The sequence below is a fragment of the Sphingorhabdus sp. genome, assembly GCF_046292425.1.
GTDB lineage: Bacteria > Pseudomonadota > Alphaproteobacteria > Sphingomonadales > Sphingomonadaceae > Sphingorhabdus_B.
On record NZ_JBKBQV010000073.1, the window covers coordinates 1 to 12,574 of the forward strand.

Annotated in this window: 14 protein-coding genes; 6 read left to right on the forward strand and 8 right to left on the reverse strand. The window is 53.7% G+C overall.

All coding sequences use genetic code 11. From position 1 onward, the window contains the following. Window positions 1-1,603, reverse strand: a 1,603-nt coding sequence (locus tag ACK4S7_RS12195) for a spinster family MFS transporter (protein WP_409647283.1), incomplete at its 3' end; no start/stop codon positions are given. A gap of 217 nt (window positions 1,604-1,820) precedes the next feature. Here ACK4S7_RS12195 and ACK4S7_RS12200 point away from each other — a divergent pair. Continuing rightward, window positions 1,821-2,564: a Bax inhibitor-1 family protein gene (locus tag ACK4S7_RS12200; RefSeq protein WP_409647255.1), complete on the forward strand. Its 744-nt coding sequence runs from the start codon at window positions 1,821-1,823 to the stop codon at window positions 2,562-2,564. Window positions 2,565-2,684: 120 nt separating this feature from the next. Here the strand turns inward: ACK4S7_RS12200 and ACK4S7_RS12205 are convergent, their stop codons facing one another. Next, a complete protein-coding gene (locus ACK4S7_RS12205; RefSeq protein WP_409647257.1) occupies window positions 2,685-2,870 on the reverse strand; it encodes a hypothetical protein in 186 nt (61 codons plus the stop codon). Here ACK4S7_RS12205 and ACK4S7_RS12210 point away from each other — a divergent pair. Continuing rightward, the gene (locus tag ACK4S7_RS12210; RefSeq protein ID WP_409647259.1) at window positions 2,869-3,462 is read left to right on the forward strand and encodes a hypothetical protein; all 594 of its coding nucleotides are present in this window, start codon (window positions 2,869-2,871) and stop codon (window positions 3,460-3,462) included. The genes ACK4S7_RS12205 and ACK4S7_RS12210 overlap by 2 nt on opposite strands. Window positions 3,463-3,602: 140 nt before the next feature. Here ACK4S7_RS12210 and ACK4S7_RS12215 read toward each other — a convergent pair whose 3' ends face one another. Then, window positions 3,603-3,767 carry a hypothetical protein gene (locus ACK4S7_RS12215; RefSeq protein WP_409647261.1) on the reverse strand — a complete coding sequence of 55 codons (165 nt, stop codon included), beginning with the start codon at window positions 3,765-3,767 and terminating at the stop codon, window positions 3,603-3,605. 59 nt (window positions 3,768-3,826) lie between these two features. Further along, window positions 3,827-4,255, reverse strand: coding sequence for a CBS domain-containing protein (locus ACK4S7_RS12220; protein ID WP_409647263.1), 429 nt, complete (start codon window positions 4,253-4,255; stop codon window positions 3,827-3,829). Between the two features lie 63 nt (window positions 4,256-4,318). Here ACK4S7_RS12220 and ACK4S7_RS12225 point away from each other — a divergent pair, with 63 nt between their 5' ends. Together ACK4S7_RS12225 and ACK4S7_RS12230 are read left to right on the forward strand one after the other, a co-directional pair. After that, a complete protein-coding gene (locus tag ACK4S7_RS12225; RefSeq protein WP_409647265.1) occupies window positions 4,319-4,612 on the forward strand; it encodes a hypothetical protein in 294 nt (97 codons plus the stop codon). Next, on the forward strand, window positions 4,609-5,004 hold the full coding sequence (locus tag ACK4S7_RS12230) for an acyl-CoA thioesterase (RefSeq protein WP_409647267.1): 396 nt from the start codon (window positions 4,609-4,611) through the stop codon (window positions 5,002-5,004). Before ACK4S7_RS12225 ends, ACK4S7_RS12230 begins: the two co-directional genes overlap by 4 nt. A gap of 35 nt (window positions 5,005-5,039) precedes the next feature. Here ACK4S7_RS12230 and ACK4S7_RS12235 read toward each other — a convergent pair whose 3' ends face one another. Further along, the gene (locus tag ACK4S7_RS12235; RefSeq protein ID WP_409647269.1) at window positions 5,040-5,819 is read right to left on the reverse strand and encodes a DUF4167 domain-containing protein; all 780 of its coding nucleotides are present in this window, start codon (window positions 5,817-5,819) and stop codon (window positions 5,040-5,042) included. 171 nt (window positions 5,820-5,990) lie between these two features. After that, window positions 5,991-6,851: a peptide chain release factor N(5)-glutamine methyltransferase gene (gene prmC, locus ACK4S7_RS12240; RefSeq protein WP_409647271.1), complete on the reverse strand. Its 861-nt coding sequence runs from the start codon at window positions 6,849-6,851 to the stop codon at window positions 5,991-5,993. 115 nt (window positions 6,852-6,966) lie between these two features. On the opposite strand from prmC, the gene ACK4S7_RS12245 reads away from it, so the two are divergent. Next, entirely contained in the window at window positions 6,967-7,569 is a 603-nt protein-coding gene (locus tag ACK4S7_RS12245) for a fasciclin domain-containing protein (protein WP_409647274.1), read from the forward strand. A gap of 123 nt (window positions 7,570-7,692) precedes the next feature. On the opposite strand, the gene ACK4S7_RS12250 is transcribed toward ACK4S7_RS12245, so the two are convergent. Next, window positions 7,693-8,010, reverse strand: coding sequence for a hypothetical protein (locus ACK4S7_RS12250; RefSeq protein WP_409647276.1), 318 nt, complete (start codon window positions 8,008-8,010; stop codon window positions 7,693-7,695). A gap of 69 nt (window positions 8,011-8,079) precedes the next feature. Next, window positions 8,080-9,600: an alkaline phosphatase gene (locus tag ACK4S7_RS12255; protein WP_409647278.1), complete on the reverse strand. Its 1,521-nt coding sequence runs from the start codon at window positions 9,598-9,600 to the stop codon at window positions 8,080-8,082. Window positions 9,601-10,251: 651 nt separating this feature from the next. On the opposite strand from ACK4S7_RS12255, the gene ACK4S7_RS12260 reads away from it, so the two are divergent. Then, a complete protein-coding gene (locus tag ACK4S7_RS12260) occupies window positions 10,252-12,033 on the forward strand; it encodes a retron Ec67 family RNA-directed DNA polymerase/endonuclease (RefSeq protein WP_409647280.1) in 1,782 nt (593 codons plus the stop codon). Window positions 12,034-12,574 lie beyond the last annotated feature (541 nt).

Consider the following 12,574-nt stretch of genomic DNA (forward strand, 5'->3'; position numbering starts at 1 on the left):
CGCCTGCCTCACGTGCACGCTCCACAATCGTGCGTTCTGCCTTGGGAACGGTACGATATGCGGCAATCAATAAGGCTATTGCCACGGGCGCAACGGCGATGAGTGAGAGAATGCCGACACGCAAATTGCCCACCAGCTTTCCGTCGACCATCGTTCCGGCAAGGTCGGAAATCTGCCCGACCATATAGGGCCCGAACGAGAGACCGACGAGCGTGGTGCCAAGGAAAAAGGCTGCAGTCGCGGTCCCGCGCATGCGCGGCAATACGAGATCCTGCGTCGTCGCTGCCGCCGCACCAAGCGCTGTGGCACCGAGCATGCCAGCGAGGAAGTTCATGACGTAGAACAATGTCGCGTTGTCGGTGGTATAGCCAATGCCGATGGGAATAATTGGTCCGAGAACACCGAGTATGATGACAAGGATGCGCCCGGCGGGGTTTTTGGTGCGCAATGCATCTGCCACGCGGCCACCGACGATGACACCCAGAAACCCGCTGACTGCGCCATTTGCGCCGAGAATAAACGCCAGTTCCTGCTTTGGCAGGCCAAGCACGATTTCCGCATAAGGTGCAGACCAGAAGGCAAGGGCGTATGCCGCCAACGCCACAAGGCCATAGCCGATGGTTGTGCAGATAAAGGCTGGTGTGCCCCAAATCAGACGGAACGTCGCCGGGTCCTTTGCGCGCAGCGTGGATGCCCATGAGAAGACAGCGTAATAGCCAAAGCCAACGGCTGACCATTGCGGCAAATTACCGGTTAGCTGGATCATCCAATAGGCAAAGGCGGCAATCGCAGCGCCTGTTAAGACATTTATTACAAGCGCTGTCGGGCCGCGCTGCCACGCACCCAAAAGAGTAAAGGGCGGAACAATCATCGAAAGATCGCCAACAAACGCTCGGAAAGGGGCAGGGTGCATGGGCGTAGTTAGGCCATCCATTGCGCCGCGCTTCGGTTCGCGAAGGCTAGCAACCCACAAGCCTACGAGTACGCCCGGAATACCCACCGCCAAGAACGCCGCCTGCCAGCCCACCAGCCCCAGAGGACCACCTTGCGGATAGGCCGCGTTCCAGCTTTGCACGATGAGCGCGCCAATGAACAACGACACGCCCCCACCGATATACAGGCCTGACGAATAGATTGCGAGCGCAGTCGCGCGCTGTTTCTTCGGGAAATAATCGGAGATCAGCGAATATGCGGTCGGACTTGCCGTCGCCTCACCAACGCCAACCCCCATGCGTGCCAGCGTGAGTTCTACCTGGTTGCGCGCAAAACCTGATAATGCAGTCATGATTGACCACATCGCAAGACCGATTGATAGGAGCTTCACCCGGCTCCAATTGTCCGCAAGCCGTCCAAGCGGTATGCCGAATAGCGCATAAAACACGGCAAAGGCTGCGCCGCCCAAAAAACCCATATCGGCATCTGTCAGGCCAAGGTCAGCCTTGATATCGACGGCCAAGATGCTGAGGATCTGCCGGTCAATAAAGTTGAGAATATAGACAACCACAAGCACAACGAGCACATACCAGCTGTAACCGCTGGCTTCGGGTAATGGCGTCTCCGACTGCTGCGGAACGTTGCTGGGGGTTTCGCCTTCAACCGTCACACTCACTATACTCTCCCTGACTGGCCGTTATCGACTTGAATTTCACGGCTAGCAGAACATGCATAGCGTGCAACATGAATTACCATTCAACTTCAAACTGCACAGGATTCCATAAAAATCGCAACTGTCCATGTCGTGTTTCGCTTGAATTTGGAACGATTTCATCCAATATAGTCCTCATGCGGCTATATTGCCGTGTTTTGAGGAGAATTAAGTCATGGCACAGTGGTCCGATCCACGGGTAACCGGGACCCAGTCAAGTCTTGCAGGTGTTGGTACGCGGGGTGGCGACGTCGCTTATGACGCTGGTCTGCGTTCGCACATGCTCAAGGTTTATAATTACATGGCATCGGGCGTGTTGTTGACAGGCATCGTTGCCCTGTTGTTCGCTCAGACGGAACTGGCTCAAAATCTGATGCTCAATCCAAGCTTGATGAGCTGGGTTATCATTCTGTCGCCTCTGGTAGTTGTAATGGCCATGAGCTTTGGCCAGGGCAAATTTTCTGCCGCAACGCTTCAGGCGATGTTCTGGGGCTTTGCAGTCCTTATGGGACTTTCAATGGCGCGCATCTTCATGATGTTCACCGGCGAATCCATTGCGCAAACCTTCTTCGCGACGTCGGCAGCTTTTGCCGGTCTTAGCCTGTGGGCCTACACCACAAAGAAGGATATGAGCGGATGGGGAAGTTTCCTAGTCATGGGCTTGGTCGGTTTGATCGTTGCATCCATCGTTAACATCTTCCTTGGATCCGATACCTTGGGTTGGGTTATCAGCTGCGCTGGTGTGCTCATCTTCGCAGGACTGACAGCTTATGATACGCAACGTATCAAGAGCGAGTACTTCTACCTTCAGGGTGCAGAAATGATGGGTAAGGCAGCAGTTATGGCTGCGCTGACGCTTTATCTCGACTTTATCAACATGTTCCAGTTTCTGCTGAGCTTCCTCGGTAACCGCGAATAGTCATCGGCGGTTCAGCTTGAACACATGATTATGGCCCGGTGGGAAACCACTGGGCCATTTTCTTTGGAATTTTGTCGAACAGGGCTTTTCTTTCGGTGTAAAATCCTGTTGGAATCGGGCTCAGGTTATCGGAGAGAAATACATGCGCCGGGGCGTCAAAAATTTAGCTGCCATTATCTTTATCAGCGCGGTCGCAGCGTGTGCACCTGCGCCAGTCAAAGTGGCGCCGCCGCCAATTCCGCTACCTCCCCCTCCGCCGCCACCCCCCGCAATGCCCTTGCCACCTGGGGGCGCAGCATTGTCCATGACTATTCCACCCGTAGGCTTGGACGGCATTCGGGTCACCCCCAACCGCGGCCTAAGCCGTGACGAGCAGATTTGGCATTTTCGTTCTGCGCTGAACGTTGCTGCATTAAATTGTCAGGGCCCAGTCTGGGGACAGATTGCGACAGAATATAACAAATTCATCGTCACCCATAAGGTGCTGCTTTCCAAAACCAGCAAGCTGGTCGATCGGGAATATGTGAAGCGCTATCCCAAAGAAAACGGCTTGCGCATTCGCGACACCCGCATGACCGATCTGTATAACTATTTCGCGCTGCCGCCTGTGCGCGCGCAATATTGCGACATATCGCTACGGAAGCTTCAGGAAGCTAACCTGCTGCCAAATGACGCCCTAGCCGATTATGCGGTTGCCGGTATCGCTGACATCGATAATGTGTTCGTCACTTTCTACGATTCATATGTGCAATATGAACGTGATTTGGCCGACTGGAATATGAAATACGCGCCAAAGCCGGTGTATACGCCGTCTAACAACATCATGAACCAGCCAGAAACAACGCCGCCAGTCGCGACTTCTCCTGCCTCAGGACCAGACGCCGGGCAGCCGGGATAAGCTGCCTACAATAGGGGGTTGGATTCACCGGCATTTGTGCAATTAAGGCCGCATCTATTGCCTTGGCCTCGACATGGCCATGCCGGGCGCTCAGTCTGTAGCTATATGGCATGAGGGCGTCGCGTTTGGGCACGGAGCCATCACTTGCCCCAAATGACCTGGCTCCCGACATAATCCGCGCAAGTCAACCGATCACGGTACGTTACCTGAATATTCGGCAGATACTCCGCAGCTACGTCGTGCAGGGCCCAGCGTACAATTTGACCGCGCGACATGGGGTCGCTGTAGAAATCGAAGTTGGACATTATGGTATTCCAGATGCGACGCGAGGGGCGCGGGCGGAAGGATTTGGCGGTCAGTTGGATCAAGCCATACTTATATAATCCCGCATTGCTGCTGCCTCGGCCTCAATCTTTTCAATCCGGTGTTTGACCAGATCACCGATCGAAACAAAGCCCACCAAATCGCCATTTTCTATGACAGGAAGATGGCGAATGCGCCGTTTCGACATCAGCGACAGCGCTGACAAAATTGCCGTGTCAGGCGCAACAGTAATCGCGGGCGCGGTCATCGTATCGGCGACGGTCTTGGTCAGGAAAGCCGCACCGTGCTGGGCCACTCCATAGACAATGTCCCGTTCGGAAAATATGCCAATGACAGACTGACCATCTACCACAGGCAGTGCGCCAATCCGGTTCTCCGCAAGTCGCGTTACAACGTCGGTGACGCTTTCATGCGGCAGAGCTGTAAACACATCTGGATGATGTTTGGCCAAAATTGCAGAAATCGTCATCGACTCTCTCCCTATGTCCTTGCCCCTCAGGGAACTTATAGCATAAGGCGGCCTTATCAAGCTATGACTCGCCCCTCCCGCCTCGATGATCCCGAATATGCCAACTTTGCATGGCGACGCTATTGGCGTCTTATGCGTTGGATGTTCGCCGTGACACTGATTGTGACGCTTGTCGCACTTGGGACATTCTGGTGGCAGAACGGTATGGTTTCCATCCACTTCTTTATAGCAACCGCTGGCGCGATAACCGGGGCAATCATGCTGACTGCAGCCCTGATGGGCCTTGTCTTTCTATCCAGCGGGTCAGGGCATGATGAATCGATTGACGATCCTTTTGAGGACGAAGCCGACAGGTGACGGACAATATTCGAAATCTTCCGCAACGGAATGACCCTGTTTTACGGGTCGTTCCGGGGCCCGCGGATATCAACGCCAACGGCCATATCTTTGGCGGATGGGTTCTTGGCATGATGGATCAGGCTGGTGGCATATTGGCCGGACGTATCGCGCAAGGGGCCTGTGCGACGGTCGCTATCGAAAAGATGGAGTTTATTGCGCCAATATTGCTGCGCGATATCATTTCGGTCTACGCAACGCTCGAACGGTGCGGACGCACATCAATGGGTATTCGCGTCGAAGTGATCGCAACACGCGAGCGCGGCCAGCAAGAGGTCAAGGTGACCGAAGGACTGTTCACGTTCGTCGCGCTGGACGATGACCACAAGCCACGGCCTTTACCAGAGGCTTGATGGTGGTGCGGCATTAGCCCGCGACCGTCATGCCATCATTCCGCAGCGGCAGCAATTTCCTCATCGCCAGCGGGTTTTGCGCGGCGGGCACGTGGCTTGCGGGCTGGCTTTTCAGCAACGCTTTCATCTTCGTTTGAAGATATTGCGATCGACGGCGGCAGCACCGCAAGATCAAGGCCAGCAGGCGCGTCATCATTGACTTCGCTGTGATGGCGGCGCGGGCCACGATTTGCGTTCCGGTTATTTGCTGGCCGCTCTGGGCGCTCGCTACGCTCTGGACGCTCGCTACGCTCCGGACGCTCGCTACGCTCTGGACGACGCGCGCGTGTTTCACGTTGCTGACCGCGTGGCTCGCTGTCATTTTGGTCGGTATCCCCAACATGTTCGGAATCAGCGTTCACGGCGGCTGGCTGCTCGTCATAATTTGGTGAGCGATCATAGTTTTGCGAACGATCATCATTCTGCCAGTCATCGCGATCATCGCGGTTGTCTTCGCGTGCATCGTCGCGCGGACGACGCTCGCCCTGCTGTTCCTGACGCGCTTCTTGACGGCTGCGGAAATCGGCTAGAACGCGGAAATAATGGTCAGCAAATTGTAAGTGATATTCTGCGTTAACGCGGTCACCGTTGAATTGCGCATCTTGCGCCAGCTTTTTGTATTTCTCCAACATCTGCGCCGCGTTGCCGCGCGCACGATTGTCAATCTGATTTTGGTAATCAAAACCGTTGCGATTGTTACTCTGTTGCCGATTGTTGTTATTGTTCCGACCGCGGCGACGATTGTTATTCTGTTGTTGCCTGTTGTTGGTATTCATCAGGGCTGACCGTCCTCTATTTAGCACTTTATGGTTGCATGAAACCCCGAACCCATTTTTGGGTTGCGCTAGGGTCGACATTGACCCTGCCAATTCGTCCATCTGCGCTGGGGGGCGGCTTCGCGCTAAAAGACCGTCAAACCGGATTTTTTGCTGCGATGCCCCTATGCCCTAGTCGTTGTATTGTTCGATTCCAAGCGAAAAGCGAACAACGCGTGGATTACCGGCAAGATCATGTCGCAAATGTGTTAAAAACCCAGCTTGTGCAGCCAAGTTACCGACAGATTCGGCTTGATTATAACCAATTTCGAAAAACGCGACTCCGCCCGGATTAAGTAATTCGTGCAATATCGGAACCAGGATCCGGTAATCATCCAAGCCCTCTTTTCCCGCAAACAGTGCGCTATGGGGTTCATGTGCGGCCACCATAGGAGAAAGCACAACGGTTTCTTCAATATACGGCGGATTGCATAATATCAGGTCAAACTTTCCAAAACCATCATTCCAGTTGGTCTTGGTCCAGTCGCGATGCTCGAATCGCGCACGCCCCGTAAAGCCCAAACGATCGGCATTATTGCTGGCGACGGCTAGTGCCGCCCGGCTCGCGTCTATCCCTAAACCCTCTGCAGTCGGGAATATCGAAAGAGCAGCGAGAAACAACGCACCTGAACCTGTGCCAAGGTCCGCAATGCGGCCCGGTGATCTGTCGGGACCAAACCAGTCCATTGCCGCGTCAAGCAAGGTTTCGCTGTCTGCGCGCGGGATAAGGACATCAGGTGTTACCTGCAGATCCATATTCCAGAATGCCTGCGTTCCCGTGATGTAGGCCACAGGTTCGTCAGACAGGCGGCGGGCTAGCAAGGCTTCGAAACTGTCCGGAGTGCACAAGTCATGCTGTCGCAGCAGCATCTCCGACCGATCGATCCCCAGCGCATGTGCCAACAGCAACTCGGCATCAAGCCGGGGCGTGGGGCTAACGCTATGAAGAGCAATGGCCGCACTTCGCAGGACAGAGGCAAGGCCAGTCATCATGCTTTCCTATATCGCGATTGACGGGAATCCCACTTATTAATTTGGCTGCAATGCATCCATCTACCCTTGACCCGCGTTACTGTCTGTTGAGGGGTCATACGGAAGGACTTAGATTATGACAAAATTGAAACTTACATGGGCAGCCGGTCTGTCAGCGCTTGCATTGACGGCTTGCAGCGGCAGCGAAGAGCCACCAGCACAAACCACAGAAACCGAAGTCGTACAAGATGATGCGATGGCATCGGACACTATGGTTGCCACCGAAGCGACTGGCGACAAGACAATTGTGGCGTTGGCACAAGGCAACCCGCAGGCTTCAACGCTGGTCACTGCGGTAACGGCGGCGGGCCTGGGCGAGACGTTGTCGGGCGCTGGTCCATTCACCGTGTTCGCGCCATCGAACGACGCATTTGCCAAGGTCGACAAGGCAACGCTTGATGGATTGTTGAAGCCAGAAAGCAAGGACAAGCTTGCAAGTCTTCTGAAATATCACGTCGTCGCTGGCGATGTGAAGTCGGGCGATCTTGTCAAGTTGATCAAAGACGGCAACGGCACCGCGACCGTGAAGACGCTTAATGGCGGCAACCTGACGGCCCGCATGGATGCTGATAAGATTGTTCTGACCGATGCCAAGGGCGGCAAGTCGACTGTAACCGCACCAGATATGGTTGCATCGAACGGCACGATCCATGTGGTCGATACCGTCGTAATGCCATAAGAATTCGGGCTGCTTCGGCGGCCTGAATGACGTCCTCATATATCCCCCTAGCAGGCGAAGAGGACTATATCGACCCCGTCCGGACCCCTCCCCCGGACGGGGTTTTTTATGTGCCTGCCGTAATTATGCTGCAGCGTTGATTTTCACCGGGCCAAGCTCCCGCAAGCAGGCTTGTACCTTGGACATGCCTTCGGCTGGACTTGGCGGATTGGCGGCCAGATCCGACACGCTTTTGCCATCCATAACCTTGTCCGCTGCACAGCCGCAGACCTTGTCAATGTCCACCTGAATACCCTCGGGAACCTGCTCGCTCGCCGCCGTGGTGCAAGTTGCAACCAGCGATTCGCGTACGCTGATCTTGACCGTATCGTTCAGGGCGCTGCCTTCACCGCATCCTGCCAGTGCAACCGACAAACATGCGATAGTCATAATCCGCTTCATAAGCTTCCTCCAGTGCAGTACCCCCGCACCCAATAAGGTGGGCGGCACTGCCTGGATTACAAGCCCGCCTTATTTGAAACCCAGAGCCGAGCGCATGATCTGGAAGATGGTGTTCTGTTCAATCGTGCCCTTGAACAGATGCGCCTTTGGGCCAGCGGCGCGGGCGACCACATCATCGCCGCCATGGGTTTCGCTGGATAATGGCACGAGCGCCTGCTGCCGATAATTGAGGGCGCCTGTGTCCTCCTTCGCCGGGTCACTGCGTTCGGCGGCGGAAACTGCGCCGGGGCCATTGGCATAGCCCAATGTGGTGTAGCCTTTGCCATCCTTTGCCAGTGTCGGCGTGCCGACGGGCGCAGAGACCACCCCAAGGATCGGGTTGCCGCGTTCGGGGTAGCCAGCCATGGTGAAGGCGTGGCCATGGTCCGATGTCACGACGATCAGCGTATCGCGCAGATCAACCGCCCCCATCGCCGCCTTCAACGCGGCGTTCAGCGCCACGGTGTCCTGCAAGGCGCGATAGGCATTGCCGCCATGATGCGCATGGTCGATGCGTCCTGCTTCCACCATCAGGACATAGCCCTTTCGGTTCTTCGACAGCATCGCAATCGCCTTGGTCGTCATTTCCGCCAGCGATGGCTCCTTGTTGCCGGCGGCCGTCCGGTCCGCCTCAAACTGCATATGCGATGGTTCAAACAAGCCAAGCAGCTTGGTTGCGTTCCTTGGGTCGACCGCAGCGAAACTGTCGCTGTTCCAAACATAAGCGCCCTTGGGATTGGCCGCGCTCCACGTCGCGATCAGGTCCTTGCCATCGGCGCGCTTGCCCTTGGCCTTGGGATATTCCGGATCGGCCATCGTCGCGGGAATGAAGTGCTGACGCCCACCGCCCAGCATGACGTCGAGGCCATTGCCATGCGGCCATTCGACCATTTGCCGCGCGATGTCAGTGCAGCCAGCCGCCTTGGCAGCGGCGGGCATGTTGGCGTCGACCTCCCAATCGCGTTGCGCGGTGTGGGCATAAGCGGAGGCTGGCGTTGCGTGGGTAATCGTCGCGGTGGAGACGATGCCAGTGGCAAGGCCGCGATCCTCCGCCATGCCGAACAGCGATTGCACCTTGAACGGCGCGCTTGCGGCGCAGTCATTCTCGACCGCTTCGGGGCCAACGCCAATCACGCCATTGCGGGTTTTGACGCCAGCGACGATGGCGGTCGCAGTCGGCGCGCTGTCAGGCACTTGCGCGTCGTGCGAGTAGGTTTTGACCAAGGCGGTGTGCGGCAAACGGTCCATTTCGCCGACAAAGGATTCGCCGTCGAGGCCAAGCTGCTGCCCTTCAAAAATCCGGCCAGCGGTCAACGTGCTGACGCCCATGCCGTCGCCGATGAAGATGATGACATTGCGCGCCTTGCGGTTGTTGGGCTTCTCGGCGAGCAAGCGGTTCAGCTCCGCTTGCCCTGCGTCAAGATAGCCCTGGCTGGTGCTGACTGGTGATTTGGCAGGCGCGCGCGCGGGAGCGGGGGCAGGCGCACCTTGCGCAAACAACGGCGCGGCGATCAGGCAGGATGCCAAAAGGGCGGATGACAATGTACGCATGATATACTCCCAAAAAACCGTTTGCCCCATCGCAGACCAACATGACCAGCGCGTGACAAGGATGTCCAATGGACGCTGTCTACACGGCTGCTTTTGCCTTGGCGAGTGGGGCCGTTCGCGGGTCGCGGATTTTACAGGGGCAGCTTTTCTGCGGGAGAGCGGCGAAAGTTCACACTAAGGTCTCACTAAAACGCTTCAGCTTGGAGGCGCGGCTTACGGGTGGAAAGTCACACCAAGGTCTCACCTAAAACGATTTGGGCGGCGCCTAAACCTACAGAAGTTCGGCCAACCGCGTTGCCGCTGTCTCCCTTGTCGCCTTAAGGGCGGAGCGGGAGAGGCATCGCTGGCTGATTGCATGCCCATACAGCCAATGGGCGGTTTGCGGATGTTGAGGGTGACGCTGACAGACGAAATCCTACATTGCAAGGGGGAGGTGAGGGGAGTGTTAACTCACCACTTCCCGCTGCCGTTGAGGCAGAGTTTGGGGAGTATCGCACATGTCACCCCTAATTCTAACAACCTAGGTTAGAAACGTCCTTTGCTGTTACAATTTAAGATGTTATACAGGCTCGACCGTGGGTAGAATGTACTGTTGAGTATCTTGACAGATGAGTAGTATGCGCCCAACTCTGGCTACTTCGATGAGCCTGAATGGAATACTTTTGGCGAATTATCGGCATACCGATTAACCGCATAGGAGTACCCACGGTCACAATGATTGAGGATCTACAAGCCTGCAAAGATCGAGCAGCGTTTGCATCGATAATTGGCGTGCCCGTCTCTGACCTTTCATATGCCCTTTACAAAATGCCGCCTGAAAACAAGTACTCAGCTCAGTGTATCAGCAAGAAGAACGGTGGAACTCGTAATATTCTGGCTCCAACGCCGAAACTGAAATTTATCCAAAGGAAGCTACTAAAGGTACTTTACGAATGTGAAGACGACATTGATTTGGCGAAAGGAGCGGCTTCGGGACTATATTTTGGATTTCGAAGGGACAAAGATATTATAGACAACGCAAGCCTTCATACCCGGCGACGATTTGTGTTAAATATAGATATAAAAGATTTCTTTGACCAATTTAATTTCGGCAGAGTGCGCGGTTATTTTATCAAAAATAAAGACTATAACTTGGACGAAAAAGTCGCAACTTACCTAGCGCAGATTGCTTGCTTTGATAATAAGCTACCGCAAGGAAGTCCATGCTCTCCTCACATTGCAAACCTCTTAACGTGTTTTTTTGACGTTCGTATTTCGAAGTTTCTAAAAAAGCGCGGTTGTACATATTCTCGGTATTGCGATGATATATCAATCTCAACATCGCATAAAATATTCCCTTCCGGTGTTGCCACTGAAGATATCATTTGGCCTGGAGGATGGAAATTAAGTCCAGAGTTGGAGAGCATTTTTGAGAAGGCAGGGCTTCCGATAAATTACGAAAAGTTACGGATGAGCGAAAATAGGTCACGTATGACGGTTACGGGCCTTACAGTTAATAAATTTGTTAACATTAGCCAAGATTACTATAATCAAACCAGAGTTCTATGTGATAGTTACTTTAGAAATGGTTCTGTAATTTATAAGGAGTTCGTGGAACCGTTTACTGACAACTGCCCTAAGCTCGGTGAGATCCAGTCAACCGCAAATAACAATCCGGTTGGGCGCCTGGAAGGGCGCCTTATGCACATCGCGCACGTAAAAATGCATACCGATCAACGAACAATTATCGAAATTAGAGCCAACCCACCTCAGTATTTTAGTCTCCTTCAGAAATTTGTTTTTGCAAAGAACTTTGTGCTGAACAAGCAGGCTTCGGTCCTGACGGAAGGACCAAGTGATGTTTTATATTTGAAAGAAGCAATCAGACGTAAGCCTCATTTGGCCCCACATTGTTTCGATGCTAAAAACAATAAGTTTTTGATTAAATTTCTTCGACATGACGGTTTGCAAATGCTTAGCGTCGGACTCGACGGCGGCAGTGGAAATTTAATGCGATTTTTGGAAATGTACTACAGGAAAAAAAATAGATTGAATCTAGATTTAAGATCGCAGCCAACCATAATTGTGTTAGATAATGATGATGGATGTAAAAATTTAATTAATAGAATGAACAATGTTCACAAAACAAATCTGAAAACTGATGATAATATAATCGGTAAAAAATTACAGAATTATTTATATGTGGTTAAAACACCTCAAGTTTCCGGTAAAGTTGAAACATGTATTGAGGATCTTCTTCCGAAAAGCGTACTAAATGTTACTTTAAATGGAAAATCATTTAATCCAAATGAGAAGACATTCGACTCCACAAAGCATTTTGGTAAAATTGCACTGGCTAGCTATGTGTCCAAAGATTTTTCGTCCATTTCATTTGACGGATTTGATCAATTTATCAAAGCTCTCGATGAATGCGTTGCCATGCATACACCGTAAAATTTAATCGCGTAAACTCGTCGAAAAAACCTGCGACTTTAAGTCGCCCAAAGCATTGGCAAGAATTCTGTCTGTATAGCCATCCCGGAATTACGGTGACAGGGGCGTTATCCCCGAAATAGCTTTATACTATGACCGGCCAGAGTAGGCCTTCTTCGCGCCTTTGCGGCTTTGCGTGAGATTAGATTGGCGCAGTGTGTAGCTTTAGCGGGCGTCGCGCGCTCAACCGATTGGCACATGCCCTCCCCTAACCCAGTGGAGCCTCTCGGATCAGTTCGGGGGACTGATGCCTCCACTCGCCTGCGGGAGGGGAAACTCGATGGGACTTAACCAACATCGGCGCGAAATAATTTGGCACATGCCCTCCCCTAACCCCTCCCGCTTGCGGGAGGGGGATGGATGAGGCGCAAGCTCGGCATCCTCATCTCGGGCCGCGGGTCGAACATGCAGGCGCTGGTCGAAGCCGCACGGCTGCCCGATAGCCCGTACAGCGTCGCCCTCGTCGCGTCCGACAAACCTGAAGCGGCCGGCCTCATCTGGG